The sequence below is a fragment of the Streptomyces sp. DT2A-34 genome (assembly GCF_030499515.1).
Classification (GTDB): domain Bacteria; phylum Actinomycetota; class Actinomycetes; order Streptomycetales; family Streptomycetaceae; genus Streptomyces.
The window spans coordinates 7,069,636-7,085,366 of record NZ_JASTWJ010000001.1; the positions used below are offsets into that span (position 1 = coordinate 7,069,636).

Here is a 15,731-nt window from a genome sequence, read left to right on the forward strand (position 1 = left end):
CGGCTGCTCCGTCCGAGCCGGAGACCCAAAGACACTGAGCTTCAAAACAGAGGAGACCCCGATGCGGCAACCGACCCCCCACCCCGCCCTGCGGCAGCTGGACGTGTTCGTCGGCGAGTGGGACATGTGGGCCGCCGGCCACGGCGTCGGCCCCGTCCGGACGGAGTTCGCCTGGCTGGAGGGCGGCGCCTTCCTCGCCCAGCGCGCGGACGTCGCCCCGGAGACGTCCCTCCCCGGCGAGTGGGCCCAGCACGCCCCCTTCCCCACCGTCGCCCTGACCGGCTACGACGACACCACCGGGGAATTCACCGTCCTCTACGCCGACGGCCGCGGCGTCGCCCGCGTCTACCGAGGCAGCATGACCGACCGCACCTGGCGCCAGTGGCGCACTGCCCCCGCCTTCCACCAGCGCCTCACCGCCACGGTCAGCCCCGACGGCAACACGATCGCGGGCCGCTGGGAGCAGGCACGGGACGGCGAACAGTGGACGATGGACTTCGACGTGACGTTCGTCCGCACGGGAAAGCCTCAGAGTGAGGGGGCCTGAGAGCCCCCTCAGCTCCTACGTGACGGCTGCCTCCTTCGGCGCGGTCCGTCGCGGTGCGGGCGGGTCGAGGTGGACCACCACGGTCGTGTAGAAGCGGTAGACCGCTTCGTCCACGCTGCGGATGAAGCCGGACTCGGTGTTGCCCCGCGTGCTTCCCATGCCCTTGAAGAGGGACAGGCGGAAGCCGGTGATCCGGGTGGCGCCGCCCTTGGGCAGCATGTCCGCCGGTTCGGGGCGCAGCCGCTCCAGCGTGCCCCGGGGGCCGCCCGCCCCTCCCTCCACCAGGGTCTCGACGTGCAGGTCGGCCGGTGCTTCGGCGAGGCGGCGGACCAGACGCTTGGCCCAGGACAGGGGGTAGCCCTGCTCGGGTGCGGGGATCTCGACGGAGGTGCGCAGCTTGCCGGTGCGCAGATCGGCGCCGATCGTGAGCAGGCCCGGGGCGTTCTCGACACGAAGCTCCGCCTGGAGCCTTCCTTCCAGGCACAGGCGGTCGGCCAGCTGAACCCGGCGGGCACTGGGGTCGGTGCCACGTCTGGCGCGCTGAGCAGGCAGCACCTTCTGCCCGAGTTCGCCGCCGAGCCTGAGACACACCTGGCGGATGAGACGCTCCCAGTTCTCGACCACCTCAAGGGCGCGCGGGTCGCCCTGACACAGGGTCTCGTCGCTGATGCCGTTGCGTACCGGCACCCACGCCGCGCCCATGTTCTGGAAACCGTGGCAACCGGAGTTCTCGTGCTGGAGATAGTGCAGCAGTTCCTGGAGCAGCCAGGTGCGTGCCGCGTTGCCGACTCCCTCGTGCCGGATCAGCAGCTGTGCCTGATGGGCCACTTCGGCCCATGACAGATGCCAGAGCGCCACCTTGTGCTTGCGCCGCCGGTCGATCTTGACGTCGACCAGTGGACTGCCTTCCAGCGCGACGTCGTTCGACACCGTGATCACGGCCTCGTAGCCGCGCCGGGCGGCGATGTCCATGTAGGCCTGCACCTGGTCGGCCTTGAGAGCGTTGCCGTTGGTCTTGGTCTCGACGAGTGCCGTCCACAACTTGCCGGCCCGCTCGACGCGGATCACGCCGTCGGGGCGTCGGGGTGTGTCGCCGTGCGGCAGGGACACCTCGGTGAACGCCTCCATACGGCCGGACGGCGCCCCGAACGCGGCGGTGAGCCGCCTGCCGAACCGTGGCACCTGGGCCATGACCGACAGCAGGACCGAGGTGGCGCGCATCTCCCGGTCCCGGTCGCTCTTGAGCGCCGAGACGGGAAAGAGCCGGGCCGGCTTCCAGGAATCGTTCTCCGCCAGGGACTTCTGCGGCGTGCTGTGCAGCGGGACCTTTTTCTTCGCGGTGCGGGGCCGGGCAGCCGGTTTGCGCGGCCCGGCTTCGTCGACGGGCCGGCGGGGAGCCGGGACCGCCTCCAGCGTCGCCGGCACGGTGGCCGGTGCCGCCGGCTCCGGCTGAGCGCTGCTGTCCGCCGCGTCCGGCGCCCGAGTCGTGGACCGTGCTTCTGCCTCGTCGGGAGCCCGGGTCTCCTCGGCCAGCGCTTCAGTCCCGGCCTGCGCTTCCACCTCGGCCGCATCGTCGTCGATGTCCACGCCGAAGTCCGTCGCCAGCCCCGCCAGCCCGGATGCGTACCCCTGCCCGACGGCACGGAACTTCCACTCCTCCCCGCGCCGGTACAGCTCGCCGAAGATGATCGCGCTCACCTCGGCGGCGTCGTCGATGGCGAACCGCAGGAGGCTCTCACCGGCCGCGTCGGCCAGCCTCACCTGCAGGTCCTCCAGGTCTCCGAAGCGGGCTTCGCCGTACCGGCTCGCGGCCACGACGATTCGCTCGACATCCGGCGGCACCGCTGTCAGATCGAAGCTGATCCGGTCCTCGTTGCCGTTCTGCGTCGGCGTCTTCCCCAGGAGTTGCACGCTGCCGTCGGCGGCCACCGGGTTGTTGTAGAAGTAGAAGTCGGCGTCGCTGCGGACCTTTCCGTTCGGGTCCAGCAGTAGGACGGACACGTCGGCGTCGCCCTCACCGGTCGGGCTGCCCCAGCCCAGGCTGACGATCGCCGAGCCGACGTCTTCGCTCAGGGCTGCCAGCGCCACGTTCGAGCCCTTGATCATTTCGTGCACGGAACCCCCCATGTCACTCACCTGAGGGCATGCGCATGCGACGGCCCCAGGTGCCTCCCCCTCGCGGCAGATTGTGATCTGCCGCACACGGGTAACGGTACTGGCCGTGGATCGCGCCTGCGGAGCTTTCGAGCTGGTCCCCGCCTGCCCATTGCCCGGGCAAGGCGACTTTGAGTAGCCTGTGTTCGTTATTCCGATCGACTGTTGAAATCTCGAACACAGTCACCGACACTCAAGGGAGGGGGCCGCACGTGGGACGCCTCGTACCAGCCGTGACCCGAGCTCTCGACATTCTCGAGCTCTTCCTCGACGGGGACGGCACGCTCTCCGCCCCCGACATCGTGCGCAAGCTCCAGCTGCCGCGCACCACCGTGCACGAGTTGGTCACCACGCTCGCCGCCCGGTCGTACATCGTCCAGGTTCCGGGTCAGCCCGGACGGTACCGCCTCGGGGTACGGCCCTACCAGCTCGGCAGCCGCTACGCCGAGCAGCTCGACCTCGCGGCCGAGGGGCAGCAGGTCGCCCGGTCCGTCGCCGAGACCTGTGACGAGACCGTGCACGTGGCGATCCTCGAGGGTACCGACGTCATCTACATCGCCAAGGTGGACTCCACGCACGCGGTGCGGATGGTGTCCGCCGCCGGGCGTCGGCTGCCCGCGCACTGCACGTCGGTCGGCAAGATGCTGCTGGCCTCCCTTCCCGAGCCCGAGCTCACCGCCCGGGTCCCGGACGGGGCCGAGCTCGTCGGCATGACACCGAACAGCATCACCGACCCGGTCGCCCTGCGCGAGGCCCTTACGGAGATTCGGGAGCGGGGGATCGCCGTCGAGCGGCGGGAGTCCAACCCGGACGTATCGTGCGTGGCCGCTCCCGTGCGGGACCGTACGGGGCAGGCCGTCGCCGCCCTCTCCATCTCCGTGCCCATGATCCGCTGGAGCGACGACCGGCGCGTCGAGCTGGAGCAGCTCGCCGCCAAGGGGGCCGCCGAACTGTCGGAGCGTCTCGGACACCGGAGCGTGGCATGACGGAGCGTGGTGTCGGCGCGTACGAGGTCGCCATTCAGGCGGAGGCCGAGCTCGGTGAGGGGCCGACCTGGGATCCGGGCAGCGGGCGGCTCATCTGGATCGACATCCTGGGGTCCCGGATCCACACCTACGACCCCGTCTCCGGGCGGCGCTCGGTCCGTACGACCCCGCAGCACATCGGCGCCGTCAAGCCGCGCGTCGGCGGCGGCCTCGTCCTCAATCTCCGGGACGGCGTGGGACTGCTGGACCCGGACGACACCTTCCGCTGGCTGCACCACGAGCCCGTCCCCGGCCGCCGTGCCAACGACGCCGCCGTCGCCCCCGACGGCTCCCTGTGGGCGGGCACCATGCGCTACGACGAGGCACCGGACGGCGGCACCCTGTCCCGGGTCACCGGTGACGGTTCGGTCGAGGTGGTCCTCGACGACGTGGCCGTGAGCAACGGCACCGGCTGGAGCCCGGACGGCAGCCTCATGTACTACATCGACTCGCCGACCCGGCGCGTCGACGTCTTCGACCACGTGGACGGGAGCGTCGTCAACCGGCGGCCCCTCGTCGAGATCGAGGACGGCGCCGGGTTCCCCGACGGGCTCACCGTCGACGCCGAGGGGTGTGTGTGGGTGGCCCTGTGGGAGGGCTCGGCCGTACGCCGCTACACGCCGGACGGCGAGTTGGACCGGGTGATCCCGCTTCCGGTGCCCCGGGTGACGGCGTGCGCGTTCGCCGGGCCCGAACTGACCGACCTGTACATCACGACGGCCCGCGTCGGACTGGCGTCACCGCCTCCGCTGGCGGGGTCGGTGTTCGTCGTGCCGGGGGCGGGGAAGGGGCTGGCGCAACCGGCGTTCCAGGGCTGAGCCCCAGCCGGTGGCCCGGCGGATTCCAGGGCTGAGCCCAGCCGGCGTTCAAGAGCCGAGCTCCAGCCCGCCGCGCCTGCCTACCGCAGCCCGGCCGCCTTCCGCTCCTCCGTCGTGAGCGGCGGCCCGCTCAACGCCGGCTTGAGCGGGCCGGCCGCGGCGGCCAGCAGCACGGACGGGGTCAGCAGCACCTGGGCGCCGCGCTCCAGCGACGTCACATCCGTCACGCGCCGGGCGATCCGTCCGCTCCCGGTGGCGGTGTGCATCAGCCGGTCGACGTACGCGGCCACGAGCCGTTCCCTGAGCGTGGGCCCGTTCTCGGTCGCGCCCGGGTAGAACACGTCCTGCCCGATGGCCAGATCCCAGGCGGCGCCGACGGGCCGGGCCACCGCCTTCTGGACACGGCGTGACAGGCCCGGCGCCGCCAATCCATGACGCCGTGTCACCTCCCGAAGGATCAGGGCGCATTGGGCGGCGACCGCCAGACCATGGCCGTAGACCGGGTTGAACGCGGCGAGCGCGTCGCCGAGGACGACGAAGTTCTCCGGCCACACCGGCATCCGCTCGTAGAAGAAGCGGCGGTTGACGGTGGTACGGGTGACCGACACGTCGGACAGCGGCTCGGCGTTCCCGAGCAGCTCGCCGATCAGCGGGTGCCGCAGCTCGTCGCGGGCGAACCGGACGAAGTCCTCGGCCGCGGCGGTGGGTTCGCCGCCCTGGGTGCCGGACAGGGTGACGATCCACCGGCCGTTCTCGATCGGCAGCAGGAACCCCGCCCGGCCCGGCCCGCCGTCGCGGGGGTCGGGCTGCACGTTGACGACCGGGAAGCCGTCCCGGGCGTGCTCGGGGGCGAGATAGAGCCGACTGGCGTACACCAGGCCGGAGTCGACCTCACGCCGCCCAGGGGCGGGGAGGCCGAGGGCCGTGAGCCACCGGGACGCCCCGGAGCCACGGCCCGTCGCGTCGACGACCAGGCAGGCGTCGAGGGTGCGTTCGGCGCCGTCGTGGGTCCGGATGCGTACGCCCGTCACGGCGGCGTCCGTGCCGGTCAGTCCGACCGCCTCCGCCCGCTCGACCAGCTCGATCCGCTCGTCGGCGAGGACCCGCGCGCGGATCGTCGCGTCCAGCAGGTCCCGGCCGGCCAGGATCACGTGGTGCGATTCGGGCCAGCGCCGGAACCAGCCCCGCGCCGACAGGGCGACCACGTCCGTGGTGACCGGCAGCCGCTGCGCGCCGGCCCCGCGGAGCGTCTCGGTGATTCCCGGCAGCAGCTCCTCCACGGCCCGCACCCCGCCCGACCACAGCATGTGCGCGTGGCGCGCCTGCGGCAGCCCCTTGCGAGGCTCCGGGCCACCGGGCAGGGCGTCCCGGTCGACGACGACCACACGGTCGACGAACCCGGCGAGCGCGCCGGCCGCGAGCATGCCGGTGTGGGATCCCCCCAGGACGACGGCGGTTCTGACGTCTGGGGCGGGGCGTTCGTTCATGCGGGGGCACTCTCTGCCGGGGCGGCCGCTCGGGCGCGTACCGCCTCGATGTCGTCGGGATGACGCAGGGCTCGGGACACGGCCTGGATCTCCCGCAGCAGATACGCGGTGTCCGGGCCGGACGGGGAGGCGTCGGCGTCGGCCTCCGGTGAGCGCTGCCTGGTGTCGACGGCGTCCAGGATCGTCACGGCCGCGGCGAGTGCCGCCGCGCGGGCGGGCTCCGAACCGAGGGCGAGGGCCGCGTCGTACGACCTCCCGCGCAGGTCCTCGTCGAGGTACCGGGACACCTGCAGGAGCCCGTCGCGGATGAACGTCTCGCGGCGGATCAGCCGCAGCTCCGCGGTGCCGCGCAGGGTGACCGGTTCGCGTGCGCCGGTGACGGACCGCATCAGCGCGGAGAGGGGACGCAGCTGCCGGTGGCGCTGCCAGAGGCGCCAGCGCTCGTGCAGGTACTGGCCCGCGTGCGGGATGATGAAGCCCACCGCGACCAGCGAGGCGGAGACGCAGGCGGCCGACGGCGCCAGATAGGTGCTCAGCCAGTCCAGGTCGTGGCCCGTCCACCGGGCGACGACGGCGGTGAGCTTGGACGCGTCGAAGAGCAGGTTCGTCGCGTAGCCGACGCCCAGGAACCTCAGGCCCCAGCGCAGCCAGGCGTCGAGCCCGTCGGTGCGGATCCAGTCCCAGATCAGCCGGGCCGTGATCGCGCAGGCCACGGTGTGCGCGAGCAGGTAGAGCAGGATCTGCTCGCGCATGAAGGGCGTCGTGGCGTAGTACGTGTCCAGGTCCCGCAGCCGTTCCACGGGGGCGTCCGCGAGGGCGAAGAGCACCCACAGGGCGATGACCACACCGGCGTAGACGGAGACGACCCAACGGGTCGCGCGGCGCGTCGCGGCCGAGCGGTTGGCCAGGCCGTTGCGCCAGGCGATGATCAGCAGCAGCCAGGACGCGCACAGTGCGGTGATCAGCGAGTACACCCAGGGCGCCGAGATGTTCGGTACGCCGGTGACGCGGTTGGTCCAGGCGATGGTGCGCGGGGCGGCGAAGACGAACACGGCGCACGCGAACAGCAGCAGGCCGCCGACCGCGCGCAGCAGCGGGTCCCGCCAGAGCCGAATGATGGTGGGCAGCTTGATCGCCAGGGCGGCCGTCAGGACGACGGTCGGGATCCAGAACGAGATGGACATGTCGCTGAGCAGATCGGACGGGTCCGCCGCGAGCCCGGTCACCGCGCCGTCCCCGAGCTCCCGCGGTAACCCGCCGTCCCTTCGCTCCCGCGGTAACCCGCCGTCCCCTCGCTCCCGCGATAGCCCAGCGAACGCTGCACGGGTCCGAGCGGCGCGTCCGACTCCCGCCCCGACAGCAACGGCCGGAAGACGGCGGCCAGTCGGTGCCCGAACTCGTCGGCCTCGGCCTCGTCCCGCTGCCGGGAGCCGTCGCGGGCGGCCACCGCGAGGGCGATGTCCTGCCACCCGGGCCGCTCGGCGAGGGCGTGCGCGGCCGCCGTACCGGCCGTGTGGTCGTGGCCGTGACCGGCGTGCAGGTGCCACAGCTCATGGCCGAGGATGACCAGTTGCTGTATCGCCTCGGCCCGCTCCTCGACGATGACCAGGTCGAAGTCCTGGAACTCCACCCACAGTCCGGTCACTTCGATCTCGTCCGGGAACCGCTCGAAGCGCAGCTCGACGGGCCGCCCGCCGCGCCGCGTGCTCATCTCCGCGCACAGCGCGTGGCACAACTCGCGGACGTCGGCCGGGGGATGGGGTCTGGCCCGCACGGCGGCGCTCAGATCGGAGGCCAGGTCGCGCATGCGGGAGGCGGCGGGAGAGCGCCGCAGCGGCAGCCGTAGCGCCGAGGCGACCCGGGCCGCCCTCTTGCGCGCGCCCGCGATGTCCATCGCATCCCCTGTTCCCCCGCCGCTCGGCGGGCCGTTCGAGCCTATGCGACCCGAAGTGGCCGCGTCATGTGATCCGGCGACCGTTGTTCAACCGGGAACGAAGCGCTCCGCTCCGCAGGGGGTGCCGGGATCGGTGGTCTGTCGTCTGCGGGTTCGTTGTGGCTGGTCGCGCCCATGCGGCGGAGCCGCATATCGATACGGCCCGCGCCCCTTAGAGGCGTTGCCGGACCGTAGGCGGCTTCGTGAGGGGCCGCTCCGCGCTCGGACGCCGCTCCGAATTCGTGCACGACCCATTGACTGGAAAGCGCTTGCAGCCTACGGTCCCGTTCGAAGTTACGGGCGTGATCCGATATCTCGAACAGTTAGGGCGGGGAATGGGACGACCTGACCTGAATCGCAGGCAACTCCTGGCCGCGGCAGGTGGTTTGGCCGTGGCGGGCAGCTTCGGCTTCGCGGCGCTCGGGACAGGCGCCGACGCTCTCGCCTCCAGCGCGGACACCCGGGTGCGCTACTGGAACCTCTTCAGCGGCGGCGACGGCGCCAACATGATCGCGATGCTGGACTCCTTCCGTAAGGCGAACCCCGGCATCGACGTGAAGGACTCCACCCTCCAGTGGGGCAACCCCTTCTACACCAAGCTCGCCATGGCGGCCGCCGGCAACCGGGCCCCCGACCTCGGCGTCATGCACATGGGCCGCGTCACCGGCTTCTCGCCGGGCCGCCTCCTGGACCCCTGGGACGTCGACCTGCTCGCCAAGTACGGCGTACGGGAGCAGGACTACAACCCCGCGCTGTGGCAGCGCGGCGTCATCGACGGCAAGCTCTACGCCCTCCCTCTCGACATCCACGTCCAGCTCTGCTTCTACCGCAAGGACGTGCTGAAGAAAGCGGACCTGCTCGGCGACGACGGCCGGATGATCCCGGTCACGTCGACCGATGAGTGGTTCGACGTCCTGAAGAAGGCCAAGGCCGCTCAGAAGAAAGGGCTCCAGACGATCGGTCTGTGGACCAACGACCAGAACTTCCAGTGGTGGTTCTTCGTCGCCTTCTACACCCAGCTCGGCGGCCAGTGGTTCAACGACGCCAACACCGAGGTCCTCTTCGACACCGACAAGGCCACCCAGGTCCTGGAGTTCCTCCGCAGGCACGTCACCGACGGGTACGTCATCCCCGGCGCCCCCACCGGCGAACAGTTCGTCAACGGCGCCCCCTTCACCTGGGAGGGCAACTGGTCCGTGCCGGTCTTCTCCGGCGCCGAGCTGGACTACGGCGCGACCCCGCTGCCGCCCGTCTTCGGCAAGCAGGCCACCCACGCCGAGTCGCATGCCTTCGTCCTGCCCCACCAGGCGGGCCGCGGCGGCGCCACCAACGAGGACGCGCACCAACTCGCCGCCTACGTCGTCAAGCACGCCCTGCAGTGGGCGGCCGGCGGCCACATCCCCGCGTACACGCCGACGCTCTCCACGGCCGCGTACAAGAAGCTCACCCCGCAGAACGAGTACGTCAGCGCCATGGACCACCAGGCCACCGAGCCGAAGGTGTGGTTCGCGGGTTCCACCGGCGTCCTCGCCCAGGACCTCGGCCCGGTCGTCGTCTCCTCGACCATGGGCTCCGCCAAACCGGCCGCCGTGGCGAACCGCATGAAGAGCCGGCTCACCAAGCTCCTCGCCTCGAAGAACCCCATGGACGGCAGGACCGCCGCGCAGGGAGGTGCGGTCGCATGACGACCAGCGCTCAGACCGTCGTCGCACCGGCACGCGCCAGGACCGCGACCGCCACCGCGACCCTCCGCCGCAAGCAGGGCTTCCAGCACGGAGGCTGGTTCGTCGCCCCCTTCCTGCTGCTCTTCGTACTGTTCGTCATCTGGCCGCTGCTGCGCGGCGTCTACCTCAGCTTCACGGACGCCAACATCTCCGGCGAGGGTGCGAGCTTCGTCGGCCTCGACAACTACCGCGAGGCCCTGAACGACTCGGCGATGTGGGACGCGCTCGGCCACAGCGCCTACTTCACGCTGCTGGTCGTCCCGTGCATCACGGTCCTGGCCTTCCTGCTCGCGATGCTCGCCCACAACATCGAACGCGGCAAATGGCTGTGGCGGCTGTGCTTCTTCGTGCCGTTCCTGCTGCCGTCGACGGTCGCGGGCAACATGTGGGAGTGGCTGTTCAAACAGGGCATCGGCCTGTTCAACGACACCCTCGGGATCGACACGCCCTGGCTGACCGACAAGTCGTACGCCATGCTCGCCATCGTCATCATGACCCTGTGGTGGACGGTCGGCTTCAGCTTCCTGCTCTACCTCGCCGCACTCCAGGGCATCCCCGACCACCTCTACGAGGCCGCGAAACTGGACGGCGCGAACGCCTGGCACCGCATGGTCCACATCACGCTGCCGATGCTGCGCAACATCACCGGCCTGATGATCGCGCTCCAGATCCTCGCCTCGCTCCAGCTCTTCGACCAGGCCGTCGTGATGATGGACTTCGCGCCGGGCCCGGAGCTCAGCACCCGCTCCTTCGTCCAGTACACCCTCGAACAGGGCTTCACCAGCTACCGCGTGGGCTACGCCTCAGCGATGTCCATCATCTTCTTCGTGATCATCGCAGTCGTCGCCCTGACGCGGATGTGGCTGCTGCGCAACCGTGAGGAGGGCGGCCGATGACCACCGCCGAGACGATGACCACCGCCGAGACGGCCGTACGCACCGTACGCACCGTACGCACCAAGTCCCGCAAGCCGTGGACGCCCAGCCAGATCATCCTCACGATCCTCGGCGTCGCCGTCTCCGCCGTCTTCGTGACGCCGATCGCCGCGGCCCTGCTCACCTCGTTCAAGTCCGAGGCCGAGGCGGCCGCGATCCCGCCGCACTGGATGCCGAAGGTCTGGACGACCCAGGCGTGGAAGTCGCTGTGGGAGACCGGCAACGTCACCAACTGGTTCGTCAACTCCCTGGTGGTGTCGGTCTGCGTCACCTCCGTCGTGCTGGCGGTCAGCGCCCTCGCCGGATACGGCTTCGCCCGCACCGAGTTCCGCGGCAAGGGCGTGCTCATGGGCATCGTCATGTCGGGCCTGATGATCTCCCCGGCCGTCCTCGGCGTCCCCCTGTTCACCACGGTCCAGCAGATGGGGATGGTCGACACCTACTGGGGCATGATCCTGCCGCAGTGCGCGCCCGCCGCGATGGTCTACATCCTCTACAAGTTCTTCCAGGGCATCCCGCGCGAACTGGAGGAGGCCGCGTTCATCGACGGCGCCGGCCGCTGGCGGGTCTTCTTCACCATCGTCGTCCCGCTCGCCCGCCCCTCCCTCGCCGCGGTCGGCATCTTTACCTTCATCGCCTCCTGGAACAACTTCCTGTGGCCCTACATGGTGACCAACAACCCCGACCTGATGACCATGCCGAACGGCATCGCGACCGTCATGAACTCCTACGGCATCCAGTGGGCCCAGCTCATGGCCGGCGGCCTCATGGCGGGCCTGCCGCTGATCGTTGTCTTCGTCTTCTTCCAGCGGCAGATCGTGGCGGGCGTCGCCCACACGGGATTGGCGGGACAGTGAGAGTGCACAGAGCGGTGACGGCCGTGGTGGCGGCGGTCCTCTTGGCCTTCCTCCCCAACACCGCGCAGGCTGAGCAGAGTTATCCAGATCCGCAGCCCATCACCGGGCAGGAGATCATCCACGACCCCACGCTCATTCACCTCAAGTCCGGCGGCTACGTGGCCTATTCGACCGGCGGCATCATCGGAGCCCGCCTCTCGAAGGACCTCAAGCACTGGGACGACGCGGGCAACGCCTTCGCCGAGCCGCCGAGTTGGTGGTACGAGTACAACGACACGGGCGACCCCTGGGCGCCGGACATCTCGTACCGCGCGGGCAGGTACTGGCTGTACTACGCGGTGTCGAGTTGGGGCACCAACCACTCCGCGATAGGCGTGGCGACCTCCCGGTCCGGCCTCCCCGGCACCTGGACCGACCACGGCAAGGTCTTCACGTCCGAGCGGACGGACGAGTGGAACGCCATCGACCCCGCGCTGATCAAGGCGGACGGAAAGCTGTGGATGTCGTTCGGCTCGTACTGGACCGGCATCCGGATGGTCGAGCTGAACCCGAGGACCGGCAAGGCGGTCGCGGGAGCGCCGGTCCATCATCTGGCGACGCGGCCGGACGCGCCGTACGCGGTGGAGGGCCCCTACATCGTCAAGCACGGCCGCCACTACTACCTGTTCGCTTCCTACGACCAGTGCTGCTCGGGCGTGAACTCGACGTACAAGATCAGGGTGGGCCGCTCGACGTCGGTCACCGGCCCGTACGCCGACAGCACGGGCAAGCCGCTGCTGGAGGGCGGGGGAGACCTGCTATTGGAGGGCCACGGCCAGTACATCGGCACGGGAGGCCAGTCGGTGTTCCGCGCTCGCGGCGGAGACTGGCTGGCGTACCACTACTACGACGCAGAGGACGAGGGCACGCCCAAGCTGGGCTTGAACAGACTGCACTGGACAAGAAACGGCTGGCCAATCGCCCTATAGAGGCGCGGGGCTGTGTCCAATATGCGGCTCCGCCGCGCGGGCGCGACCAGCCCCCACACACCCGCAGCCGCCAACGAAACAAGAACCACCCCTCTGGAAAGGCGACCATGCACAACACGGCCCGCTTCACCCTCGACCCCGCCTTCACCGTAGGCGAAGTGAACCCCCGCCTCTTCGGCTCCTTCGTCGAACACCTCGGCCGCTGCGTCTACACCGGCATCTTCGAACCGGACCACCCCACGGCCGACGACAAGGGCCTGCGCCAGGACGTCCTCGCCCTCGTCCGCGAACTCGGCGTCACCGCCCTCCGCTACCCCGGCGGCAACTTCGTCTCCGGCTACAAGTGGGAGGACTCGGTCGGCCCCGCCGAGGACCGCCCGCGCCGCCTCGACCTGGCCTGGCACTCCACCGAGACCAACCGCTTCGGCCTCTCCGAGTACATCGACTTCCTCCGCAAGGTCGGCCCCCAGGCCGAGCCGATGATGGCCGTCAACCTCGGCACCCGAGGCGTCGCCGAAGCCCTGGAGCTCCAGGAGTACGCCAACCACGCCGAGGGCACCGCCCTCTCCGACCTCCGCGCCTCCCACGGCGACAAGGACCCCTTCGGCATCAAGCTGTGGTGCCTCGGCAACGAGATGGACGGCCCCTGGCAGACCGGCCACAAGACCGCCGAGGAATACGGCCGCGTCGCCGCCGAGACGGCCCGGGCCATGCGCCAGATGGACCCCCGCGTCGAACTCGTCGCCTGCGGTTCCTCCAGCCAGTCCATGCCGACCTTCGCCGAGTGGGAGGCGACGGTCCTGAAGGAGACGTACGACCTCGTCGACTACATCTCGCTGCACGCCTACTACTGGCCCGAGAACGGCGACATCGACTCCTTCCTCGCCTCCGCCGTCGACATGGAGTCCTTCATCGACAACGTCGTCGCGACCGCCGACCACGTGGGCGCCAGGCTGAAGTCGAAAAAGAAGATCAACCTCTCCTTCGACGAGTGGAACGTCTGGTACCTGCCCGAGTGGGAGGCGCGCGCCAAGGAGTTCGAGCAGGACGACTGGCCGGAGGCGCCCCGCCTGCTGGAGGACAACTACAGCGTCACCGACGCCGTCGTCTTCGGCTCGCTCCTCATCGCGCTGCTGCGGCACGCCGACCGCGTCACCGTCGCCTGCCTCGCCCAGCTGGTCAACGTCATCGCCCCGATCATGACCGAGCCGGGCGGCCCGGCCTGGCGGCAGACGACGTTCTTCCCCTTCGCGCAGGCCTCCCGGTACGGCCGCGGCCAGGTCCTGGACGTCCGCGTGGACTCACCGACGTACGAGACGAAGAAGTACGGCGAGACCGACCTGCTGCACGCCACCGCCGTGCGCGCCGAGGACGGCACCGTCACCGTCTTCGCGGTCAACCGCAGCCGCACCGACGCCCTCCCGCTCGAAGTCGCCCTGAACGGCCTCGACCTGACGCAGGTCGTCGAGCACAGCGCCCTCGCGGACGCCGACCCGGACGCCCGCAACACCCTCGACGACCCCGAGCGGGTCGCCCCGCACGCGGTCGAGGGCACGGCGCTGACGGACGGCCGCCTCACCGCCGTACTGGAACCGCTCTCCTGGAACGTGATCCGGCTGAGCTGATGTCCGGACCTGAGCTGATGTCCACATCCCGGACACCCGTCCACTCCTTGGACACTCTCAGCTCGTCCTCGGTTTGATGCCCTATGGTCTGGTCCCGTCCATCCCTACCAAGTCGGTAGGAAACCTAGGGAAGACGGGACCGGCCGCATGCGCACGCTGATAGTGCTCGCCCTCGCGGGCCTGGGGGCCCAACTCGTGGACGGCAGCCTCGGCATGGCCTACGGCGTGACGTCGACCACTCTGCTGCTGGCCATGGGCACCAACCCGGCCGCCGCCTCGGCCACGGTCCACCTCGCCGAGATCGGTACGACGCTGATGTCCGGCGCCTCGCACTGGCGCTTCGGGAACGTCGACTGGAAGGTCGTCGGGAAGATCGGCGTGCCCGGCGCGATCGGTTCCTTCCTCGGTGCGACCGTCCTGTCGAAGCTGTCGACCGAGGTGGCGGCACCGCTGATGTCGCTCATCCTGCTGGGCCTCGGCGTGTACGTCATGTCCCGCTTCACCTTCCGCGGCCTGCCCAAGGGCAGGGTGGGCCTGCCCTTGCGGCGCCGCTTCCTGACCCCCCTCGGCCTGGTCGCCGGGTTCCTGGACGCGACGGGCGGCGGGGGCTGGGGGCCGGTCGGGACTCCCGCCCTGCTCGCCTCCGGGCGGATGGAGCCGCGCAAGGTCATCGGCTCGATCGACACCAGCGAGTTCCTGGTCGCGGTCGCCGCGAGCCTCGGCTTCCTGCTCTCGCTGGGCTCGCAGGGCATCGACTTCGTCTGGGTCGCCGCCTTCCTCCTCGGCGGCCTGGTCGCCGCACCGATCGCCGCCTGGCTGGTGCGCATCCTGCCGCCGCGGGTGCTGGGCTCGGCGGTGGGCGGCGTCATCCTCGTCACCAACGTCCGCACGCTGCTGAACAGCGACTGGCTCGCGGTGTCCGGGGTGACGGCCGTGGCGGTGTACGTCGCCCTGTACGCGGTGTGGGCCGCCGCCCTGGCGTACTCGATCCGCGCCCACCTGAAAGAGGGGAAGGCGCCCGGGATCGAGTCCGCCGAGGAGCGGCAGCCCGTCAGCACCTGACCGATCGGCTGTCAGGCGGTGCTGACGCCTACTGTCAAGTCGCCTTGCAGCCGTCCGAGACGCTGTCGCCGAGCGCGGGTCAGGGTCAGCGGACCGGAGCACGCGCCGCCCTCGTCGTAGCTGCCGTCGTCCGCCAACCGCGTCTCCCGCGTGGTGTTTCCGGAATACGGCGAGGTCGCCTGGATCTCCGTGTTGATGTCCGGGTCGAAGAACAGCTGCCCGGTGTGAAGAACAGCTGCCCGGTGTGAATGATCTCGCCGCCTGTGTACGAGTCGTCGGTGAGCGCCACATCCGTGTGCACCCGCATATGGACGTGGTCGCAGTGCCAGAGCACGAGGGCGCCATCGAGGGAGTACGGGCCCTCGGCGGCCTCGGCGTTGAGGACGCGGACGCCGGCGGTGGCGGAGGTGAGGAAAAGGTTAATGTGCGGCTGTGAATGACCTGGGGACACGTGACTCAACTGCGCTGTAAATGGCTGGAGTTGGCCCCTGTCGACCGCACGTGTGACTCCTACGATTCGTACGCCTCCGGCCTTCACGGAAACGTCACCGTTTCTTCAAAGCTTCAACAGGGCTGCACGGGTCGGGGGCGTAGCC

13 protein-coding genes are annotated in these 15,731 nt (G+C 70.2%); 9 read left to right on the plus strand and 4 right to left on the minus strand.

Annotated elements, in window-relative coordinates; genetic code table 11:
- The first annotated feature begins 61 nt into the window (after positions 1 to 61).
- Positions 62 to 547 (plus strand): hypothetical protein, encoded by a 486-nt coding sequence (locus QQM39_RS31735; RefSeq protein WP_302000970.1) that lies wholly within the window; start codon positions 62 to 64, stop codon positions 545 to 547.
- A gap of 15 nt (positions 548 to 562) precedes the next feature.
- On the opposite strand, the gene QQM39_RS31740 is transcribed toward QQM39_RS31735, so the two are convergent.
- On the minus strand, positions 563 to 2,653 hold the full coding sequence (locus tag QQM39_RS31740) for a TerD family protein (protein WP_302003796.1): 2,091 nt from the start codon (positions 2,651 to 2,653) through the stop codon (positions 563 to 565).
- Positions 2,654 to 2,913: 260 nt separating this feature from the next.
- On the opposite strand from QQM39_RS31740, the gene QQM39_RS31745 reads away from it, so the two are divergent.
- Positions 2,914 to 3,687, plus strand: a complete 774-nt coding sequence (locus QQM39_RS31745) for an IclR family transcriptional regulator (protein WP_302000971.1) — start codon at positions 2,914 to 2,916, stop codon at positions 3,685 to 3,687.
- Positions 3,684 to 4,544, plus strand: a complete 861-nt coding sequence (locus QQM39_RS31750; protein ID WP_302000973.1) for an SMP-30/gluconolactonase/LRE family protein — start codon at positions 3,684 to 3,686, stop codon at positions 4,542 to 4,544. Before QQM39_RS31745 ends, QQM39_RS31750 begins: the two co-directional genes overlap by 4 nt.
- Before the next feature lie 80 nt (positions 4,545 to 4,624).
- On the opposite strand, the gene QQM39_RS31755 is transcribed toward QQM39_RS31750, so the two are convergent.
- The 3 genes from QQM39_RS31755 to QQM39_RS31765 are packed head-to-tail and all read right to left on the minus strand — an operon-like array spanning position 4,625 to position 7,925.
- Positions 4,625 to 6,031, minus strand: a complete 1,407-nt coding sequence (locus tag QQM39_RS31755) for an NAD(P)/FAD-dependent oxidoreductase (protein WP_302000974.1) — start codon at positions 6,029 to 6,031, stop codon at positions 4,625 to 4,627.
- Positions 6,028 to 7,215 (minus strand): MAB_1171c family putative transporter, encoded by a 1,188-nt coding sequence (locus QQM39_RS31760; RefSeq protein ID WP_302003797.1) that lies wholly within the window; start codon positions 7,213 to 7,215, stop codon positions 6,028 to 6,030. Before QQM39_RS31760 ends, QQM39_RS31755 begins: the two co-directional genes overlap by 4 nt.
- 38 nt (positions 7,216 to 7,253) lie before the next feature.
- Positions 7,254 to 7,925, minus strand: a complete 672-nt coding sequence (locus QQM39_RS31765; RefSeq protein WP_302000975.1) for a toxin-antitoxin system, toxin component family protein — start codon at positions 7,923 to 7,925, stop codon at positions 7,254 to 7,256.
- A gap of 374 nt (positions 7,926 to 8,299) precedes the next feature.
- Between QQM39_RS31765 and QQM39_RS31770 the strand changes: the two genes are divergently transcribed.
- From QQM39_RS31770 to QQM39_RS31795, 6 genes are all read left to right on the plus strand, one after another.
- Complete coding sequence (locus QQM39_RS31770) at positions 8,300 to 9,649, plus strand: extracellular solute-binding protein (RefSeq protein ID WP_302000976.1); 1,350 nt, start codon at positions 8,300 to 8,302, stop codon at positions 9,647 to 9,649.
- On the plus strand, positions 9,646 to 10,584 hold the full coding sequence (locus QQM39_RS31775) for a carbohydrate ABC transporter permease (protein ID WP_302000977.1): 939 nt from the start codon (positions 9,646 to 9,648) through the stop codon (positions 10,582 to 10,584). Before QQM39_RS31770 ends, QQM39_RS31775 begins: the two co-directional genes overlap by 4 nt.
- A 14-nt stretch (positions 10,585 to 10,598) precedes the next feature.
- The gene (locus QQM39_RS31780; RefSeq protein WP_302003798.1) at positions 10,599 to 11,480 is read left to right on the plus strand and encodes a carbohydrate ABC transporter permease; all 882 of its coding nucleotides are present in this window, start codon (positions 10,599 to 10,601) and stop codon (positions 11,478 to 11,480) included.
- The gene (locus tag QQM39_RS31785) at positions 11,477 to 12,448 is read left to right on the plus strand and encodes an arabinan endo-1,5-alpha-L-arabinosidase (protein WP_302000978.1); all 972 of its coding nucleotides are present in this window, start codon (positions 11,477 to 11,479) and stop codon (positions 12,446 to 12,448) included. Before QQM39_RS31780 ends, QQM39_RS31785 begins: the two co-directional genes overlap by 4 nt.
- Before the next feature lie 107 nt (positions 12,449 to 12,555).
- Positions 12,556 to 14,073, plus strand: coding sequence for an alpha-N-arabinofuranosidase (locus QQM39_RS31790; RefSeq protein WP_302000979.1), 1,518 nt, complete (start codon positions 12,556 to 12,558; stop codon positions 14,071 to 14,073).
- A gap of 147 nt (positions 14,074 to 14,220) precedes the next feature.
- Positions 14,221 to 15,135, plus strand: a complete 915-nt coding sequence (locus tag QQM39_RS31795; protein ID WP_302000980.1) for a sulfite exporter TauE/SafE family protein — start codon at positions 14,221 to 14,223, stop codon at positions 15,133 to 15,135.
- Positions 15,136 to 15,731: the final 596 nt, after the last annotated feature.

Bases quoted from the DNA above. Each gene is read 5' to 3' on its own strand.
- QQM39_RS31740 (WP_302003796.1), bottom strand. From the start codon at position 2,653: ATGATCAAGGGCTCGAACGTGGCGCTGGCAGCCCTGAGCGAAGACGTC.
- QQM39_RS31750 (WP_302000973.1), top strand. From the start codon at position 3,684: ATGACGGAGCGTGGTGTCGGCGCGTACGAGGTCGCCATTCAGGCGGAG.
- QQM39_RS31780 (WP_302003798.1), top strand. From the start codon at position 10,599: ATGACCACCGCCGAGACGGCCGTACGCACCGTACGCACCGTACGCACC.
- QQM39_RS31760 (WP_302003797.1), bottom strand. From the start codon at position 7,215: ATGTCCATCTCGTTCTGGATCCCGACCGTCGTCCTGACGGCCGCCCTG.
- QQM39_RS31790 (WP_302000979.1), top strand. From the start codon at position 12,556: ATGCACAACACGGCCCGCTTCACCCTCGACCCCGCCTTCACCGTAGGC.
- QQM39_RS31735 (WP_302000970.1), top strand. From the start codon at position 62: ATGCGGCAACCGACCCCCCACCCCGCCCTGCGGCAGCTGGACGTGTTC.
- QQM39_RS31775 (WP_302000977.1), top strand. From the start codon at position 9,646: ATGACGACCAGCGCTCAGACCGTCGTCGCACCGGCACGCGCCAGGACC.
- QQM39_RS31765 (WP_302000975.1), bottom strand. From the start codon at position 7,925: ATGGACATCGCGGGCGCGCGCAAGAGGGCGGCCCGGGTCGCCTCGGCG.
- QQM39_RS31755 (WP_302000974.1), bottom strand. From the start codon at position 6,031: ATGAACGAACGCCCCGCCCCAGACGTCAGAACCGCCGTCGTCCTGGGG.
- QQM39_RS31795 (WP_302000980.1), top strand. From the start codon at position 14,221: ATGCGCACGCTGATAGTGCTCGCCCTCGCGGGCCTGGGGGCCCAACTC.
- QQM39_RS31770 (WP_302000976.1), top strand. From the start codon at position 8,300: ATGGGACGACCTGACCTGAATCGCAGGCAACTCCTGGCCGCGGCAGGT.